The sequence below is a fragment of the Pedobacter sp. MC2016-05 genome (assembly GCF_026239735.1).
In the GTDB taxonomy this organism is placed as follows: domain Bacteria; phylum Bacteroidota; class Bacteroidia; order Sphingobacteriales; family Sphingobacteriaceae; genus Pedobacter.
Genome location: NZ_JAPIVT010000010.1, coordinates 100,648 through 121,350 on the forward strand (window position 1 = coordinate 100,648; position 20,703 = coordinate 121,350).

The following is a 20,703-nucleotide window of genomic DNA, read 5'->3' on the forward strand; positions in this document are numbered from 1 at the left end:
ATGATTAATTACGTTGTCGGCCGCCGCCAAAACCTCCTTCACCTCCACGTCGTCGGCCTTCGCCACCCTCATTTCCTCTGATTCGATTTTTGCCGCCCATCCTGTTAAGCGAATAAGTAAATGAAAACATGAAATAACGTTTAAGCACATTAAAGCTTACATCTTGTATGGTGTTGTTGTTTGCCGTTCTGCTTATCCCCTGATTTTCATTTAACAGATCGTTTACAGCTGCTTTGAAAGTACCACGGTTTTTAAAAAACTGTTTGCTAATGTAAGAATTTACCAAAGTGAAATGAGTGTCAAAGGCTTCTCCGCGACCGGTATTCTGATTATAATCGGCATCTACAGACCAGCGAATATCGCCAGGGAAAAGATAACTTACACTTACATTTGGACTGAAGGTGTAGAAACGGGTATTGGAATTTGGTTGAACAGAATAAGTAGCACGGTTAATTGAACCATTAACGCCAGCCGTTAAATCAAGCTTATCCAAATTAGAAACCAGGCGGTACCCGTTGGTAATAGACCAGCTGTTTGTGATATTTCTTAATGAATTGGTGAAGTTTACATCGCGATCGTAGTTGCCTGAAACGTTAATGTGGAAGTTAAGTTTATTCTCGCTCATTAAAGGGAGGCTTAATGATGAAGACACGCTACCTGCATAAACTCCGTTTACGTTTACTGGCGTGATGGCCAGCTTGCCTTGATCTGGTCCACTTTGAATTAAACTGCTGCTGTTGGCTATTTTATTTGAAGTTTGGGTAAGGTTGATATTTACAAAAAGCGACCTGTTTTTGCCCACGGTGAAAGTGTTGTAGGCAATTCTCAATGTATTATCAAATTCAGGCCTTAAATCGGGGTTGCCGACCGGAATATTTTGAGTGTTGGTATTGTTAGGAATGGGTTGCAGTTGCTGTATAGTAGGCTGATTGGTTCTGCCACGATAATTGAAAACCAACCTTTTGCTGTTGCTAAAGTTATACCTAAACATAGCCGATGGCGTGTAATTAAATACATTCTGCTTTAGGATAAATCCACGGGTAATGTTGTTGTTCGTTCGATCGGTATTTTGAACTGCCATACCGGCATTCCAATTGTATTTTTTTGCTGATTTATTGATACTAAAGCCCGCCGTGTTGGTTAAAATGGTATTTTCGTAAGAATTACTAAAAGTTTGATCGAGCAGATCGTATTGCAGGGTTGCGGGATTGAAATTGTATGTAAACCGATCTGATGTGTTGTGGTTATATCCGTTTTGATAATTCAGCTCGAAACTTAATGTATTGCTCAGTGGTTCGGTGTATACCAAACGTGTATTTTGGTTGATGGATTCACTTTCCTGATCGTTTAACTGGTTGGTGCGTTTTTGAGTGGCTACCGTCCCTTCAATTCTCGTCTCAGGATTATCATTGTAGTTTTCACTGTCGTTGTTGTTAATGTTGGTATTTAAATTCAATGATAATGTTCTGCCGCGACGCATAAATTTTTTTCTTAGCAAAATGTTATTACTAATGGAAGGAGATGTACCGTGATTGATTAATGTTTGCGAGCCATTAATGCGGTAAGTATTGTAATCCCGGGTATATTCACTAAAATTTAAGGATTCGTTATTAGTATAACTGATGTTAGGCTGGATCCTTAATGAAGTAAGTGAGTCGATTTTGGTATCAACCATGAAACCCAAACGGTGGTTCAATCGCTCTGAATTATTTGTTTGATTGTTATTAAATATTGTGGTCACATCACCCAGAAAATTTTGGGTAACACTGTTCCTCAGTATTAGATTTTCAGATTTATTAACGAAGTAGTTAACGCTTACTTCTGTTTGATCGGAATAAGTATCGTTATAATTAAAACCTGCAGCTTTTGTATCGGTTATGCCACCTCTGCCTCCATTATTCCCACCATTTCCACCGCCTAAGCCGCCACCGAAGTTTTGTTTATTTACGTTATTGAATTGAGCAATTACGCTTAGCTTTCTATCCTGATCAAAATGGTTGATATTCGCATTGATATCATATCGATCGTCTGAGCCATAACCAGCTGTGGTATTCCCGAAGTAACCGTTTTTCTTGTCTTTTCGAGTGGTGATGTTAATGATTTTGGTTCGAGTTCCATCATCAATTCCAGTAAATTGAGCCTGATCAGAAAGTTCATCGATAATCTGAATTTTATCAATCATATCGGCGGGTAAGTTTTTGGTGGCCAATAGCGGATCATTGCCAAAAAATTCTTTTCCATCTACCCGTACTTTAGTAATGGTTTCACCTTGAGCTTTTACAGTTCCTGCCTTGTCTACTTCTACACCTGGAAGCTTTTTTAGTAAATCTTCTACCACTGCATTTTCTACCACTTTAAACGAGCTGGCATTAAATTCCAGCGTATCCTTTTTTACAACAATCGGTGGAACCTCCGCTTTAATCTCAACGGTTTGAAGATCAATCGCCCCGCCTTCTAAAATAATATCTCCAACATCAAAATTCGGTTTGTCAGCTGTAATCGCGAAATCTTTTGTCGTGTTTTTCAAGCCCAGAAAGGCTGCATATATCCGGTAGTTGCCGGGTTTAAGACCCTTCAAAATAAATTTTCCATCTTCACTAGTACTCACCGCACCAACCATGCTCGAGTCTGACAGATTTTTAACGGCTAAAGAAGCATAATCGATTGGTTTTTTATCTTTTGATTGAAGTACACGGCCACTTACAGAACCATTGTTTTGGGCAAAGGCATAGCATGAAAATAAAATACAAATTAGGGTAAAGAGTTGTTTCATTCGGTTAGTTTCCTGGTTTAAAAATAGAGACTAACAACTATATTAAAGGTTTATTTGGTGTAAGTAACAATTGAAATACATAACTGTTGATTTAACAGTTATAAATTGTAACTAAAAAAGTCTCGGCTAATAAACCGAGACTTTAATAATTTCTTGACCTTACATTCTCATTCGCTGACCGCCGCCACCACCTTGGTTTGGCATCTGCATATCGCCACTCATATTTCTTCCGCCGATGCGGGTTAATGAGTAAGTGAACGAAAACATAAAGTATCTTTTTAAAACATTGTAATTTAAATCGGTGATGGTATTGTTGGTAGCTGTTCTGCTAATCCCTTGATTCTGGTTAAAAGCATCATTTACCGCAACTTTAAATGTTCCTCTATTTTTAAAGAACTGACGGCTGATGTAAGAGTTTACCAGCGTAAACTCGGTATTGTATCCTTCACCACGGCCAGTGTTTTTAATATAATCCAAATCAATAGCTAAACGGATATTTCCAGGGAACATATAACTAATATCAAAACTTGGATTTAGCGTATAAAAGTTCGTAGTTTGAGCAGGATTAGCGGAATAGGTGGCCCTGTTGTATGTTCCGGAGATACCTCCGGTTAAATCAAATTTATCAAAATTGGTTACCAAACTGTAGCGATTTGTTAATGCGTAAGTATTGGTGATATTTCTTACTAAATCTGCAGGGTTGTTATTGGCTGTAGTGAAGTTTACGTTTCGGTTGTAATTTGCATTCAACGATGCATTTAAATTTAATTTACGTTCAGGGAGAAGCGGTAAACCTACATTTATGCTTCCACTACCCGAATAAACACCATCAACATTTACATAGGTAGTTCTGATTTTACCAAAATCCACATCACTTTGGTCTGTAACCAATTGACTACTGTTTCCGATGGCGTTGAATGTTTGGCTTAAATTGATGAAAGCGAAAAACATCCTGCTCTTTGCAAAGTCGAAATTATTGTAATTAATGGTTAAATTATTGTTGAAAGCTGGTCTCAATAAAGGGTTACCCACAAACACACTTTGTGTATTGGTATTATCAGGGATTGGCTGAATTTGATTGATACTTGGCTGTTGTGTATTCCCTCTGTATCGAATATTTAATCTTCTGGCATTACTAAAGTTGTACCTGAAGTTAGCTGAAGGCGTTAAATTAATAAAATTTTGACTTCTAACTATACCAGTAGTAACATTCGTGTTTAATCGGTTGGTTTGTTGTGCAGCAATACCAATATTCCAGTTGTACTTTTTCTCGTTTGTGGTGTAACTTACGCCTGCTGCATTTGTTAAAGTCTGGTTTTCGTAAATGTTGGTATAATCTAAATTAACTAAATCATACTGTCCGCTTGCCGAGTTAAAATCCAGAACTTGTCTGCCTTGATTATCATGAGCATAGCCATTTTGGTAATTTAGCTCCAGGCTTGTTGTTTTAGAAAGCGGCTCGGTGTAAACTACTCTTGCCGTGTTATTAATCGAATTACTATTTACTTTATTCAACTGATCAATAAGTGACGGAGTAGTAACATTATTCACCGTGTTACTTTCAGATATATAATTGTAAGTATCTGCATCATTGTTATTAATGCTGGTATTTACGTTTAATGATATCGTTCTGCCACGTCTTTTGAATTTCTTACGAATCAATAAATTATTAGCAATGTTTGGCGTGGTTGAACTGCTAATATAACGCTGATCTCCAGTGGTTGAAGTAGCGATTAAATTTCTGTTGTAATTACTTAAGTTCGTTGCATCAGATTCTGTGAAAGAAACATTTGGCTGAATCTTAATTGTTGTTGATGAATCCAGCTTGGTATCAATCATGAAATTAAACCGGTGATTGATTCGATCTGTATTGTTATCTGCGGTATTGTTAACAGTAGTAATCGAATTACCAAGTAAGTTTTGGGTAAAACTGGTTTGCTGGTTGGATACATCCGATCGGTTAAAAAAGTAACTTCCTTGAATCTGGGATCCGTCTTTATAGGTATCGGCAAAGTTTAAACCGCCAGCATTGGTATTGGTAATACCTCCGCTACCGGCACCACTACCGCCACCACCAAAGTTGCCACGGCCACCGCCGCCAAAACCATTTCCAACACCGTTACCCTGGCCAAAGCTTTGTTTGTTTACATTGTTAAATTGCCCAATTACGCTGAATTGTTGGTCGTTATCGAATTTGTTTACGTTAATATTCGCATCATATCTTTCATTGGTTCCATAGCCGATGCTGCTATTACCAAAATAGCCTTTTTTCATTCCGGCCTTAGTCGTGATGTTCAAGATCTTGCTTCGGGTGCCATCATCAACGCCCGAAAATTGCGACTGTTCAGACATTTCATCAATCACTTGAATTTTATCGACCATATCCGCAGGAAGGTTTTTTGTAGCCAAAAGTGGGTCGCTTCCGAAAAACTCTTTACCATCTACCTTAACCTTGGTAACCGTTTCACCTTGTGCTTTAATACTTCCATCTTTTGCCACTTCCACACCAGGGAGTTTCTTTAGCACATCTTCCACTACAGCATTCTCTCTAACTTTAATTGATTTGGCATCAAATTCTAATGTATCGGTTTTAACAACCACAGGAATATTTGCTGTTACATTTACATCCTTTAAGTCAAGTCCATCATCAGTCATGGCAATTTCGCCCGCATTAACAGTGGTTTTGGCTACTTCAATATCTTTGGTGGCGGTTTTTAAACCTAAAAAGGCTGCATAAATGCGGTATTTTCCTGGTGCGATGGCTTTAAAGCTAAACGTTCCATCGGGATCGCTTTGGCCAGAAGCCACAACTGCCGAATCTTTTAAACTTCTTATCGCGATGGTTGCGTAATCAACTGGTTTTTTATCTTTAGAACTGATTACTTTGCCAGTAATAGCGCCGGTATTTTGAGCTTGAGCGAGGTAGCCGCAAAAAATAAGAACAATAAAAATTGCTCTTTGAACGTTCTTTTTCATTAGAAAAAATTAGATATTAATACAAAACTAAGCTATCAGACTAAGCGAAGTTTAAAAGGTTTGGTTAAGATGTGTTAAATGCTTGGTAACATTTTAAATACAGCATATGGAATGTAGCTGTAAGAGGTAATGGAGCGATAGGTCTATCTAATTTGAGAAGGATAAGTTTTATGATAAACTTTTGGACAGTTACAATCTTTTTTGAAAACATTGCAGCCACTTAAGCTTAAGCATGCACCAACGATGATTAAACTAAGTATTTTTTTCATCAAGATTTAATTTGTGAAGTAATATGTAACTAAATACGGCCATCAAAGCACCCAACATATCACAGCCAAAATCCCACCATTCTGCCGAGCGATACGTAAAGACTTTCCACTGTAAGATTTCGATGGTACCGCCGATAATGGCATTAATTAAAATGATTTTAAAAACAGTTAACGTTCTAAAACCATAATTATTTTGATATTTTATTTTGCCATAAAATAATAATACAGAAAGTACAAAGAAGAAGCCCAAGTGTGCCATTTTATCAAAACCCTTGAAGAAAAATCCATCTCCTTCTGAATCGGGTAATTTGATATTACAAAGCACCAAGACAACAATTGTCCAGAAGATGGCCCATTTTTGTCGTTTCAGTGCTTCGTACAAAATATGATAAATTAAGCGCCTACTAAAGCTTGGTAAGCTACTGCAGTTAATAATTCTTCCACTTCAGCTAAATCAGATAATGAAACTTTAACCATCCAACCCTTACCATAAGGGTCGCTATTTACCAACTCGGGATTATCATTTAATTCTGAATTGATTTCTAAAACAGTACCTGTTACTGGCATGTATAAATCTGAAACTGTTTTTACCGCTTCAACCGTACCGAAAACTTCTTCTTTAGTTACTTCAGAGCCTACGCTGTTGATGTCAACATAAACGATATCGCCCAATTCGCGTTGTGCAAAATCAGTAATGCCGATAAAAGCTTCGTTGCCTTCAACCTTAACCCACTCGTGGTCTTTAGTGTATTTTAATTCTGATGGAAAATTCATTTCTTATAAATTAGTTTTGCCAAAGTTAGCTAATATGTTGGAATGTTGAAATGTTATTGTAGGAAAGAATTTTACGAGGTTATCAGATGGCATCGGGTAAGGTTTAACTTATATGTTGCTCGGGAAAGATATGCCCTGTAAATGGATAAAAAATAAAATGTTCATAGCCAAAAAAGGCTATTTAGCTATTAAACAAAACTCGATAAGTTTGTAATGTTAATTTATTCGGGACGATAGATTAAATAGTAACGCTTTGCTATACTTATAGCAGAGCGTTTTTTCTAACCAAATATTTTAAGCCTTTTCAAAAAGTGGAGATGCTTTTATTATACTTTAAGCAAACCGTATTTGTAAGCAAACGACACTAAAGAAGCACTGTTTTTTGTTTTGGTTTTAACCATCAGGTTTTTTCTTATAGAGTCAATTTTATTCTCATTTAAGTTGAGTTTTTGGCTAATTTCACTATATGTCAAACCTTCTGCTATCAATTCAAGTGCTTTAATTTCCTGTTCATCCAGTCCCATAATTTTAGGGATAGCTATATTATTATTTTCCATTTGAATGAAATGAACAAGAATTTAGCCAGATTGTTTTGCTTCGACTGATTACAACTACAAATTCTAAGACTTATGAGTGCTATGTAAAACGAATTAATCAACTGATATAAAATATAGAAAGGCTCTAAAAACCAATGATAGGGATAAGTTATTGATGTTTATTCCCTTATATCGAAGGTTTGTTTCAAAAAATTAGTACTAATTATTCCTGAAATATCATCGTCTATAACCAGAAAAATCTTTGCTAATTTAATGTAAATCTCAAACTGAAACCAAAATTGCTAAAGGCAGTATTAAATGTTTGCGAAGTATAAGGTTTTGTAATGTTTGAATCGTAAAATAATTTGATGTTGAATTTTTGATTCAATACATAATCAACACTTGGCCTCAAAGTAATATTCTTTGCTCCAGATGAAATTTCAGCATCAGTTACATCGGCACGATAAATGACGGTTTTATTATCACGGATGGCTACATCCAATTTAAAATCCATATTGTTATCCATTTTTAGGCTTTTAAACCATCCAAATGGGAAACGGAATTTATTGGTCCGGTAACCCAAACCTAAAACCATATTGTTTTCAGAAAGCTGAGCTAACTGACTATTAGCCAAACTTAAGCCTAACAACCTCGATCTGTTCAATTCAAAAGTTGCGGTCAGGTTGTTTTTAAATCGGGTATCTACACCAATCAATGGAGAAAAATATTCAGAAATGGTTACCTGAGCAAACTGATATTCTGGCAAGAAATTATTATTCGCATCTCTATTTACAGAGAAACCATTGTTTTCCTGATACCTTAATAATGAATTGAAACCATTGATATTATAGGCTGAACGATAACCATGACGAATATCAACAGAAGAAAATTTATCGGCAATAAAAGGAATCCTGGTTAACCCATTATAGGTTAGTGTCCAGTTTGGCAGCGGAATACGAGGGAAAGCATTGAGCTTCATTTTACTGGGATCTTTTCCTGTATAAGCCGCCATAAAAGCCGAAATAATTACATCCTGACTTTCCTTGCTATAGCCATCTGCAAAACCAGCAGTTTGTGCGCCAGAATTTGGATTTTGTGCTCCCAGTCTTCTGGAAACAATAATCCTGTTTGCCATAAACTCATTAAACAAAGTAGAGATGATGCTCGAATTTTTCTCTTTAAAAGCTGTTCCCAATGCGATGTATGAAATACTATAATCGCCGGTAGTGATTGCACTCAAATTTTCAAATGAACCTACGGCGGCTTCGTACCTAAAGTTGGTAGAAAAATTTCGGGTCTGCGCCTTGTTTGCTCTTAATGTAATTCGCAAATCTTTGAAGGGCTCTATCTGGCCAGTAAACTGCAAATCCTCTCTTAATGTATTTACATATAATTGCGTTTGCAAAGTATCGGTAGTTAACCAGCCGTTGTTTAAGGCCATATCACGAATATCACGTTGACTACCAAAAGCAAATCCTAAACCAGGAGCACCTGTTGCATTATCAATTCCAAAATACTTTGTAGTTGGTAAATAACCTGGCAAAAATATCCCTTTGGTTTGAACGTAATTGGCATTTAAATTTTTAACGCTGGTTAATAAATTTATGAAGAAGTTTTTAACTTTTGATCCATCTTGATTGCTACCTGCATTTCTGATGAAACCAAACTTGTTGTAGAGCGTAACTAAATTTAGGCTTGGGTTAACCTGAAGATTTCTGCTGTTTTGGATGGTGTTTCCTAAGTTGATGTTTGGATCCAAAAGGGTAGATAATGGTTCGGTTTGCCAGTTAAAGTTGGTTCCGTAACGCGTTTTAACCGTTACCCAATTCATGCCAGGAATTTTATCAATTGGCAGGTTGTACGTTACGTTTAGGTTATGGTTATAATCTGTTGTACGACCTAATCTCTTTAGGTTTTGCCAAACCGTATCGCGTTTTAAACCTTCTAATCTTCCATCTGGTTCATCAATTATGGAGTAGTTGGTGGCATTGAAATCAAGCTGTAATGAGCGGGTTAAATTCCAGGCGATGCCATAAATTCTGCTCATTCTGAAATTTTTGTTGAATGTAGTTCCAAATCCATTCTGATAAACCGGGATGGAATTGTTAGGGTCGTTATTCCTTAACGTATTTTCTGAATATAACCGATCAACATCTATTCTAAAATTAATGGCGCTAGGGAAAATGCTGAAATTAAAATCGCGAACCAATGCCAACATATTAGATTTAATAATTTTTTCGAAAGGGGCATAGGTTTTCGCTTCTTTAGCATAGCTATATTGGAACGAGCCTCTGTAAGTATTCTGAATACTGCTTTGATTGATGAAATCGCGGTGGTTATATTCGGTAAAAGCATAGCTCAAAGCAAAGTTTTCGATATCCCAAAGGCGAATAGGTTTGCTATTGTTTATGCGCTCCTTGCGTACGTTGGTAAAGTTAATTCCCCTACGAATGGTATAATCCTGCGAGAAGTTTAAGATAGAATCTTTTTGCGCTTTTGTAGATTGATCAAGTGCATTTTTTAATTCGATGTCTGGTGTACGCGGATTAAACTGCGGCGTAGAAACCTGTTTCGAATAGTTTACAAACATCGGAATTTTGACCCCTGATTTTTGCGGCAAAAATTTACCTAATTCAACCGCAGATGATACATCCAACAGCACATTGTCTGCCCGGTTACGTTCGCTCACTTTCGAATCAATGGTTCCGAAACCAATGGTCGATTTACTTCCAGAGATATTAACATCGGCAAAATCTGCGAGTTTTAGGTTTAACCTTGCCGTTGCTGCCCAACCACCGCGTTCATCAAATTCCGTTAAACGCATCTCATTAAACCAAATCAAAGCATTTTTATCCAAACCGTCATCAGCTTCTGCATTGGCTAAACCACGTAACGGATTTTTAACACCCAGCATGTAAACCCTTACTTTACTCATGTCTGGCTGGCCTTTAACTACAATGGTTCTGTCGCCATCAGTGTAAGTGAAGGGAACGTTAATTGGCCACGGTTGTCCGCTGCTTTGTTTTGCCACGTTACGGGCAAGTTTGGCATTTTGGAATAAGGTTAAATCAATATCCATCCGGTTGGCTTCGGGCCATATCGCATCTGGATCACTTGTGCCTGGCTGCGTAACTTTCAACGGCATTACATATTCGTAGTAGTTATCCTGATTGTCTGTACCGATTCTTAAAAACGCCGCAACATCTCTATCATTTAAGATTTGATTGTTTACCGCCTCAGCATGGACAAATATTTCTAAACGCTTATACGATCTGAAGTCGCTGTAAGCGGTTTTAAATGCCGAGCGACCGTAACCATCGCGCAGGTTTTTTACCGCTACTGAAAGCGATTGTTCATTTAAACGGGTATCTCCCCTATAGTTGGAGTAATCACGCTCACGCAAAATGCCCGGAGGCGTAACATAAGGGATTGGAGAACGTTTACCATTTTCTTCAATGTTTACGGTAGAAACCTCAATGATAGAGTTATCTGGGGTTAAAGCAGGTAACGATGGATCAACAATCACTTCATCGGCTTCGTTTTTGGCATTGAATTCCCTCCATTCACCACGGATTAACTGCAATTTGGCGAAACGTAAAATGGTAGTATCAGCAAAGTTTGTCATAAACATTCTGAAAAAACGAATGGATTTGAAATCCTGAATGTTACCCACTTTCTTCTGATATTGGGAAATTGGCACACGGAACTGATACCAGGTTGCGGCCTGCGTATTTCCGTTTGCCAGCTTAACCTGCGAGGTAACTTTATCCGTAACAAAATTCTGGCCTACCACTAAATCGTTCTGGCGCATAGAAACTTTGTATTGAAAGTACTCATCGCTCTGCGTCATGTTGTTGTCGCGATTGATATCTTCACCATCAGGCAATGCTGTTGATGCAGAATTTTCGATGCCTAATTCTTCCTGAGATTGTTGTGAAGTTTTTGAGTTTCCTTCCGGACCATTATATTTCTCGTAACGCTTTAAAATGCCAGCATTAATGGCGTCTAATTGCGGACCTCTGAAATAGGTGTAATTATCTGATGATGGATCGGCATCGATAGCTGCTGCGGCGGTACCACTTAATTGTGCTTTGATTTGATTGATGGCTGTGGCAAACTTTGTTTTTTCATTCGCGTCTGATAAACCATCTAAACCTACATCTTGTGCCCTCCTGGCATCCGGATCGTTATCGAAAGCCTGGATTACCGGTTGTAACTTCGGTACTCGTCCCCATGCAGTCACATCGTATTTAGATGGGTCTTCGCCAGCTGGTAGTCCATTTTCCAATGATTTCCGTCCGTCTTTCAAAATATCTTCGGAAATATTACCAAGATTGAAGAAAAGATCGCCACCGGCGGTATTTGATTTGTTATAAATGAATGGATCAAGCACCCAAAATTCGATGTAACCTACGTTTAAGGCTTCAAAATCATTGGTCTCGATTTTACGTTGGAAACCACCCCATTTTGTTTTTGGAGCAATAAACCTTCCGTCGGGCTGAAAACCAGTAGTAACATAGTTATAAGGACCACGAACGGTTGGATAATAAGCCACATCCAAAGTAGTAATGTTCAATGCCTGCCCAGTTGCGGTTTCTTTGAATGGGAAAACTTCCTGCTCGATTACTTCCCTTACGTAGTGGTTAGAAAGTTCGTTTCTGTTATTCCGAATGTTTGCTGGAGTAGTAGATGCTGCGGAATTATAAAACGTAGGATCGATATTATAAAAAGCGATTCTCGCTCTGTTGTATCCATATTCTAAATTATCAACCAGTTGCGATTCAGAGAAATCTTGTGGCGTTCCTGAAAGCTGCCAGGAGATGGCGCTTTTCAAATCTATAATTGATCGTGATGCTTCGAAATCGTCCAGGTAACTTACTCCATTTCTACTACCAGCAAAGTTTAAAGCTCTTGGGTGGCCAGGAATAAGTTGAGCATACTCCCCATAAAAATTAACACTTGATGGTGCTTTAGTAGATAAAAACGGCAGCTTGTCTACTAATTTTGTTAAAAATCTTGATGGCGAACTGTAATTAATATCTGCTCCCCAAATGGTGTTGGAAATAGGTTCTTCACCTAAATTTACCTTTTGCGTAAGCGGCTTTTCGGTCAGGTTCATGATCGTACCGCCCAAATTAAGCTTGTTATTTACACGATAATCTAAACGCGTTCCAAAAAGCGACCGTTGTTGAAGTCCAAATAATTCATTGTTTTCGGTTGTAATTCTTATTGGCTGACCAGAAGTAAGCAAAGCCTGATTAATTATACTTACTCTTCCACCCTGATAGTCAACAGTAAAATCAACTCCTTCAGTTAAAGGCATTGTACCAGCGAAAACCTTTACCGAACCTTCAGGAACATTGATTGCATTTAGGCTGAACTCCGATGAAATTTCTGATTGATAATTACCTTTTAAAACGTAGCGATTTTGATTTTGAAAAAGCTGCTTGGCTATGGTTTGCGTCGAGTCGTAAAGTGCGGTAAACGTATATTTATCAATTAACGCTTGCTCGCTTGGCAAAAAATTCGAAGCTAAATCCTTTCCAAAAGGCTCTATTAGCGGAAAAATAATTCTACCATTTGCCGGATCGATGGTGATATAACCGGTATTGGTGTTGTTGGCTAAAGCAACTAAACCTGTGCTCGAAAGGTTTGATCCAAAGGGACTGTTTAGGTTTTGGCTGCTGGATGAAAAGTACGAACCAAATGCATTATTGGCGGCCACAAAATCAAAAATTCCATCAGGTTTTCGTTCGTTCTGTTGATTTAATCTATCGAATTCAGTTAAGGCAATCCACTGTTTGTTGGCTGTATTTTGCCCTTCAGTCATGATTGGTTTTTCTACACCAGTTTCATTGTCAACCCTAAAAATGTCTAGTTTAAAATTTACCGGACTAATCTGATATCCGCCAATGGAATAGATGTTTTTCATCATCAAATCCCAGGTTGGCAAATTGATTTTGTTGATATCGTTCTTTAGCAATTTTGCGTAAAGCAGCTTAGGATTCACTGCATCGAAACTAACATCGGTAGAAAATTCACCCACCTGATATTCTACGCCATTGTAGGTATAACGGTAGGCGACTGCCAAAACTTCATCTCCGTTTAAGGGATTATTTAGCGAGATGTAACCCAATTGAGGCTGGAAAGTAAACTCCCGTTCAGTTAATTTTCTGGCGTAAGTAAGTTTAGCAAAGTTATCGGTAATGCCGGTAGATTGAAAGAATGAAATAACTGCATTGGAATTGGTAAATCTGGCCGCCCCACCCTGAAATGTATTTAATTGCGCAACTAAGGTATTTGATTGCTGTGGGAAACCTGTAGCGGTAGACCCGGCAGGTAAAGCAGAAGTTCCACCGGTAAGCAAAGTATTGTTATAAGGTTGGTTTTCGCCCAAATCCAATAAACCTAAAACATCTCTCGAATCGGTTGTTGTTCCAGCTTTATTGGTAATCCAAACCTCTATTTTAGTAATTTGAATAGGAGAGGTAATAATAGGTGCATTTGCTAAATGCTTATTGTAGTTATTGCGAAAATACTGCGCTAAAAAGAAGTGTTTATTCGCTTCATAACTATCTGCACTTACCCTAAATTCATTTTGTTGCGCACCATTTGTAATACGAAGCTCTCTCGATTCTGATTTTTGTTGTGTATAAACACTTGTTACGCTTAGTTTACCAAATTGTAGTTGCGTTTTTAGACCAAAAAGTGCCTGCGTACCTGTAATTAATGAGGTGTTTAATGGCAAACTCACATTACCAGCTTCAATTTTTTTGATGATATCATCGGCACCGCCCGTATAATCCAGTTTAATCTGGTTTTCGAAATCGAATTGGGCTTCAGTATTGTAATTGCTTCTTATTTTAAGTTTAGTACCAATATTTCCAACCAAATCCATTTGAATTCTTTGATTAAAATCAAAATTGGTTTGTACCCGCTGACGTTCGTTAAAAAGCGGATTTTCGTTTTTATTTATCCGACCGAGGAAAGTTAATTCTGCTTCACCACGGGGTTGAATATCAATTGTGGTCCCACCAAAAAGTTTTTCAAAGGCTTTACTATTCACCTGAATTTTCGGAATAATTCCTGTATTACGGTAATCGCTAACCTCTGCGTTGGAAATACTTCTCCAGTTATCCCTTTTAATTTCGCTATTTATTAAACGTGAGTATTCATCAATCGTTAAGTATTGCGTTTGAGTAACGTATTTGTCGCCAATTAACTCTTTAACAATGTATCTTTTGTTTTTTGCATCGTATTCTACAAGCCTTTTAACATTATTGGGTAATGGATAAAAAGGATTAGTTGATGAACCTAAGCCAAGGAGTTGTTTTTCGCGTAAACCGAAATTGTTTCTAACCGTAGCTGTATCAGCTTTGCTCGGAACAGCTTGAGAGAAGGCGTTTTTAGTAGCAAATAAGAAAAGTGTGATGAGAAATAGGAGTGTAGAAGTTCTCTTCAAAGGCCGTTAGATCTATAAATTTTTTAACGCTTGTTTAATTAGTTGCTCTACCGAAAGTGTTCCTTCTGTCCCTTTTAAAATCTGATCAATAGTTTTTTCGGCTGTTTGTTTGGCAAATCCGAGCATTACCAATGCAGATAACGCTTCATCTTTCACAGTATTGTGTTGAGGCATAGAAATTAATGAATCTGCGCCTTCTTTTTTAAGCTTATCTTGTAACTCCAATACCAGACGTTGCGCTGTTTTGGCGCCTAAACCCTTAATACGCTGTATAAGTGGGTAATCGGCTTTAACAATTGCCGTTTGAATTTCAAGTGGAGTGATGGAAGATAAGATCATTCGCCCTGTGTTGGGGCCAATCCCTGATACGGATATGAGGTGTAGAAATAAACGGCGTTCGCCCTCATCGGCGAAGCCGTATAATGTATGTGCATCTTCTTTTACATGCAGCCAGGTGTATAATTTGCACCTTTCTGCATCGCCCAAAGCGCTATATGTGTTTAAAGAAATGTTAATATGATAGCCTATACCTCCGGCTTCAACCACAACAAATGCCGGGTTTTTGAACGTCAATTTACCATCAATATAGGCGTACATTTCGATTTACAGTTTATGATTATTTTTTGTTTGTTTTTGTAAATATACCTTTTCGTTTTGATGAATCTGCAATTTCTTCTTTAGCCTGAACATCTACTACTGCAATAGTAACCATATTTACGATTTCTCGTACCGAACTTCCTAACTGAACAATATGAACAGGCTTGTTTAATCCCAGTAAAATAGGACCAACAGCTTCTGCACCTCCAAGTTCCTGTAATAGTTTGTAAGCAATGTTACCCGATTCTAAATTAGGGAAAACCAAAGTATTTGCAGGCTCTTTAGCCAATGTGCTAAATGGGAAATTTTCTTTTAATAAATCGTTATTAATAGCAAAGTTTCCTTGCATTTCTCCATCAACTACCACTTCTGGATGGTTTTTGTGAAGTAATCTGGCCGTTTCTCTCACCTTGTTTGGCGTTACTCCATCATTCGAACCAAAGTTGGAATACGATAATAATGCAATACGAGGTTTAATGTTGAACTGTTTTACTGATTTATCCAGCAATAGCGTAATATCTACCAATTCTTCTGCAGTTGGATCTACGTTAACGGTAGTATCGCCGAAAAAGATAGGACCTTTTTTAGTCATCATCATGTACATTCCTGCGACACGTTTAACACTTGGGTCTACACCAATAACACGTAAAGCAGGTTTGATTGTCGATCCGTAATCTTTTGTTAACCCAGAAATCATTGCATCAGCTTCACCAAATTCTACCATTGATGCACCGAAATAATTACGATCTCTCAATAATTTTGTAGCATCATTTAATGAAATTCCTTTACGTTGACGTTTTTTGTATAATGATTCCGCGTATTGTTTGGTTTTTTCAGGATTTTGCATTTGGTCGATGATTTCTACACCTTCCAATTCCAAAGCATGTTCATCAATAATGGCCTGAATTTTTTCTCTATTTCCTAATAAGATAGGAATAGCAATATTATCATCCTTTACAATTTGAGCAGCTTTTAAAATTTTATAGTTGTCTGCCTCAGCAAATACTACCCGTTTAGGGTCCATTTTAGCTTTAGTTGTAATCGAACGCATAATTGCATCGTCCAACCCTAAGCGTTTTCTTAATTCTTCGTTGTAAGCATCCCAATCGGTGATGACTTTACGGGCTACGCCACTTTCAATTGCGGCTTTAGCTACTGCAGTAGAAACCTCCGTAATCAACCTAAAATCTACAGGTTTTGGGATAATATATTCCTTGCCAAATTTAAGGTTACGGGCATTGTAAGCCAAGTTTACGGCCTCAGGAACCGATTTTTTCGCCAATTCGGCAATTGCTTTAACGGCAGCAATTTTCATTGGTTCGTTAATGCTTGTTGCACGAACATCAAGCGCACCGCGGAAAATATATGGAAAACCTAAAACGTTGTTTACCTGGTTAGGATAATCAGAACGGCCAGTAGCCATAATGATATCTTTACGCGTTTTAATCGCCAATTCATAAGCAATTTCTGGATTCGGGTTTGCCATTGCAAACACGATTGGGTTTTTTGCCATCGAGTTTAACATCTCAACAGTTACGCAATCAGCAGAAGATAATCCGATGAAAACATCAGAATCTTTCATGGCTTCGGCCAAAGTGTCGATTTTTCTGTCAGTAGCAAACTCAGCTTTAATCGCATCGAGCTTTTCACGGTCTTTACGGATTACGCCAGAACGATCGCACATGACGATATTCTCTTTTTTAGCACCTAAAGAAACATATAATTTAGTACAAGAAATTGCAGCGGCCCCAGCGCCATTAACCACAATTTTAATCTTGTCCATTTTTTTCTTAATGATTTCGCAGGCGTTTAACAATGCTGCAGCAGAAATAATTGCTGTACCGTGTTGGTCATCATGCATCACCGGAATGTTCATTTCCTCTTTCAAGCGACGCTCGATTTCGAAACATTCTGGCGCTTTAATATCTTCTAAGTTAACACCACCAAATGTTGGCTCTAAAGCTTTAACGATTTTAACAAAATCATCAACATTTTTAGTGTCTAACTCTAAATCAAATACATCAATATCAGCAAAAATTTTAAATAGCAAACCTTTGCCTTCCATTACTGGTTTCCCAGCTTCCGGACCGATATCGCCTAAGCCTAAAACGGCTGTGCCATTACTAATTACCGCAACAAGATTTCCTTTTGCGGTATATTTATAAACATCTTCTGTATTCTCAGCAATTTTTAAACATGGCTCTGCAACGCCTGGAGAATAGGCAAGAGTTAAGTCTCGCTGCGAATTGGTAGGTTTTGTAGGTACTACTTGTATCTTTCCCGGACGGCCTTGCGAGTGGTAATCAAGCGCATCTTGCTTTCTAGTGGTTTTACTCATTACGTAACTTATTAGTGACGCCGCAAAGGTACAATTCTTTTATTAGGCAGAAAATAAATATCCGAGCAAATAATTAATTCGAATCAGGCTAAAATTTTCTAACAATTTGGAACATAATGACAAACAGATAATTTGTAAAGCAACGTTACAAGCAAGAATAAATAGTCAGTCCTTATTTTCGCTTAATCTTTTTGTTCATTTTTCTGCTGAATTTGAATGTTGATGCAACAAAAAGGATATCGCTGCAATAAGGTTTAAAAACAACAGATGGTGCTATAAAATCTGGTTTACGAGTAGCAACCTCGCAGGTTTAAAAAACCGTGAGGTTTAAAATGACTAAACTCTTCCCATCAGCGGATCGGTATAGGTTTCTTTTCCAGTTTCTATTCTTCCTGCAAATCGTTGCGCAAATGAATCAAATGTGTTGCCTGTGATTTCAAAGTCGTACCATCCAAAACTCGATTTTAAATCCCACGCTATTGTTTCTTCACCATTGGCTGCAATAGTTTTCTTAATTGTACCTTTTTTATAAGCAAGGTCTTTCACCTCGCAACTTATCGCCTTTGAACTCTCATTTTTTATTAGAAGCTTAATATTTCCTGTTGGTACTTTGGTAAGGCGATTCAGCTCATGGTTTGCCGAAACGCTTAGAAGTGGATCGTTCGCTGTGCCCATAAACTCACGAAAAAATCCATTGGGTCCGTTTAAACGCAAGTGGTATTTTTCATCCTCAAACGCTTCCAATGGCCAATTGTAAGTAAGTTCATCATCAGCCTTAACCGCGAAATTCCAATTTCTGCAAATTTGTTCCTGCTCACCAGCTTTGAATTTCGCTGGCGCATACACCGTAAACGGTGCACCAACAGCAGTTTTGCCAAATAGCTTTGTATTGGCCGACATTTTAATTTGGAAACTTTTTTTATCCGCAAGAAGTGAACCCTCACTGGCCAATTGATAAGGTTAAGCATAAGCCTTGCGGATACCTTTTTCTTGCTGCGACATTATATTGGCAAAATTCGTGTTTGATTCTACATTTTTTAAGTCCCCATCTGTTAAAGCTTTCGAAATTTTAGGTTCTTCCTTAAATTTTGCATTGAATATGGTTTCTACAAAAGCATCGCGTTGTAAAAACGGTAATTTCTCTGAAGCAGAATCGAAGGGTATAAATGCAGAAGTCAGGTTTCCGAAAATCGTTCTTCTCCATTCACTAATATTTTCAATGCGGATCTTCTTGTTGTATTTTCGGTTAACGAATTCTTCTAAAAATTGCAGCGTAGAGGTATGGTCAAAAACCTGCGAATTTACTTTGCCGCCTCTACTCCAAGGCGAAGCAATTAGCATCGGCACTCTAAAGCCCAGACCAATCGGTGCTTCTCTGGCTCCCTTTTCTGGCACACCTTGTTTCAGCTCATTTGCCAAACGCACATGCTCCACTTCGGTATCTATACCTTTGGAAACTTTTCCGGTTTCTGGTTTATTATTATCGGGAATGGAAAACGGAACTACGTGATCATAGTAGCCATCATTTTCATCATAAGTTACAATGAATATCGTTTTCTTCCATACCTCGGGGTTTTTGGTTAAGATGTCCATCACTTCCGATACTAGCCAGGCACCATACCAAGGCGCACTCGGGTGATCGGAGAAATTTTGTGGTCCGGCCAGCCAGGAAACAGTAGGTAATTTGCCACTGTTTACATCAGCTCTGAACTGATGTAAAACATCTCCTTTTGGAACAGTTACTTCTCTTTCTTTGCCGTTATCGTCATATTTAATTGAAGAGATACTTCTATAATTGGGGTCGTTCTTGTTCACCACAAACGCCCGATAAAAAAGGCTTTTCTGCTCATCTGTTAATTTGGCAAAGTTCTTTTCATTCCATTTTTGTAAATCCGCAGTGGCATCATCCAATGCTTTCATTTTGTTTTTTAAATCACTCTGGATTTTTTTTGCTGCCGCATCACTCGAAGGGCTTTCTTCTTGCAGTTTATTAATCTCCGCAGGTAGCGTATCAACCAGTTTTTGAAGGTTTTCTATATACTTATCTTTAAACTTAACATTATAAGCTTTGAAAAACTCCAATAGGTTACAGCCGAAATTGGCCAGCCATGCCCGTTCTTCACCTTTAAAACCGCCGCCGCCACTCGTTTCATTTTGATAAAACTTCCAGGCAATTTTATTCTCCTCCAATAATTCAGGAAAGGTTTTCCAAACATGTTTTCTGTAAGCGAAGTCATCGTTTCTGATGTTTGCTTTTAAAATGACATTCTCCTCATGGGTGATTTTTCCCGTCCAGAAGAAAGACCTGTTTGGCGTAGTGCTTGTCATGCCCGAGCAGAAGTTTTGATCACAAATGGTAAAAGCATCTACCAAAGCGTAATTGAACGGCAAATCTTCGCGTACATAGTGGCCTAAAGTGAGCGGCATATGTGCGTAGTTTTTATTGCCTGGCTTTTTAGCAATTAACCATTTATCGTATTTGCCTTCATTATAGGCATCAACCTGACTGGCCCTGGAATGTGGCAATGAGCCCATCCAGGTTACCTTGGTATCTTTAATTATTTAAACGAAATGGGGCGTAAGTGTTGCCCACAGCATCAGTTTGAAACCAAACGGGCTTTTGGTTGGGTAATGTAACCGCTCTCGGGTCATTAAAACCGCGAACACCTTGTAAACTTCCAAATGTATGATCGAAAGATCTATTTTCCTGCATCAGGATCACCACATGCTCAGCATCTAAAAAGGTAGTTCCGGGAGCCGGATCGATTGCAAATGCTTTTTGAATTGATGAAGGCATAACGGATGCTAATCCTGTTGCGCCTGAAAGCAGTAAAGAGTTACGGAGAAATTCTCTTCTGGTATCCATGATATGTTAAAATAATTTTAAAAATTAAAGTTATTTTAACATTACGTAAATAAATAGAAAGTTAATTATATGTGAATCGATGATAATGTTACAGAGATGCTTCTTTTATTAT

11 protein-coding genes are annotated in these 20,703 nt (G+C 37.9%); all 11 read right to left on the reverse strand.

All coding sequences use genetic code 11. The annotated features are described in order from the left end of the window. Window positions 1–4 precede the first annotated feature (4 nt). The 11 genes from OQZ33_RS14230 to OQZ33_RS24240 all read right to left on the reverse strand — a co-directional run bounded on the left by OQZ33_RS14230 (window position 5) and on the right by OQZ33_RS24240 (window position 20,591). Complete coding sequence (locus OQZ33_RS14230) at window positions 5–2,773, reverse strand: outer membrane beta-barrel family protein (RefSeq protein ID WP_265799682.1); 2,769 nt, start codon at window positions 2,771–2,773, stop codon at window positions 5–7. A 159-nt stretch (window positions 2,774–2,932) separates the two neighbouring features. Continuing rightward, the gene (locus tag OQZ33_RS14235) at window positions 2,933–5,749 is read right to left on the reverse strand and encodes an outer membrane beta-barrel protein (RefSeq protein ID WP_265799683.1); all 2,817 of its coding nucleotides are present in this window, start codon (window positions 5,747–5,749) and stop codon (window positions 2,933–2,935) included. Between the two features lie 252 nt (window positions 5,750–6,001). After that, window positions 6,002–6,400, reverse strand: coding sequence for a VanZ family protein (locus OQZ33_RS14240; protein WP_265799684.1), 399 nt, complete (start codon window positions 6,398–6,400; stop codon window positions 6,002–6,004). 11 nt (window positions 6,401–6,411) lie between these two features. After that, a complete protein-coding gene (gene gcvH / locus OQZ33_RS14245; RefSeq protein ID WP_265799685.1) occupies window positions 6,412–6,792 on the reverse strand; it encodes a glycine cleavage system protein GcvH in 381 nt (126 codons plus the stop codon). 326 nt (window positions 6,793–7,118) lie between these two features. Next, on the reverse strand, window positions 7,119–7,349 hold the full coding sequence (locus tag OQZ33_RS14250; protein WP_265799686.1) for a helix-turn-helix transcriptional regulator: 231 nt from the start codon (window positions 7,347–7,349) through the stop codon (window positions 7,119–7,121). 244 nt (window positions 7,350–7,593) lie between these two features. Then, window positions 7,594–14,790, reverse strand: a complete 7,197-nt coding sequence (gene sprA / locus OQZ33_RS14255; protein WP_265799687.1) for a cell surface protein SprA — start codon at window positions 14,788–14,790, stop codon at window positions 7,594–7,596. 12 nt (window positions 14,791–14,802) lie between these two features. Further along, the gene (gene ruvA / locus OQZ33_RS14260; protein ID WP_265799688.1) at window positions 14,803–15,387 is read right to left on the reverse strand and encodes a Holliday junction branch migration protein RuvA; all 585 of its coding nucleotides are present in this window, start codon (window positions 15,385–15,387) and stop codon (window positions 14,803–14,805) included. Between the two features lie 19 nt (window positions 15,388–15,406). Further along, on the reverse strand, window positions 15,407–17,725 hold the full coding sequence (locus tag OQZ33_RS14265) for an NADP-dependent malic enzyme (RefSeq protein WP_265799689.1): 2,319 nt from the start codon (window positions 17,723–17,725) through the stop codon (window positions 15,407–15,409). 336 nt (window positions 17,726–18,061) lie between these two features. Continuing rightward, entirely contained in the window at window positions 18,062–18,625 is a 564-nt protein-coding gene (locus OQZ33_RS24230; protein WP_323670577.1) for a phospholipase domain-containing protein, read from the reverse strand. A 60-nt stretch (window positions 18,626–18,685) separates the two neighbouring features. Further along, window positions 18,686–20,260: an alkaline phosphatase family protein gene (locus tag OQZ33_RS24235; RefSeq protein ID WP_322975066.1), complete on the reverse strand. Its 1,575-nt coding sequence runs from the start codon at window positions 20,258–20,260 to the stop codon at window positions 18,686–18,688. A gap of 19 nt (window positions 20,261–20,279) precedes the next feature. Beyond that, window positions 20,280–20,591: an alkaline phosphatase family protein gene (locus OQZ33_RS24240; RefSeq protein ID WP_322975067.1), complete on the reverse strand. Its 312-nt coding sequence runs from the start codon at window positions 20,589–20,591 to the stop codon at window positions 20,280–20,282. Window positions 20,592–20,703: the final 112 nt, after the last annotated feature.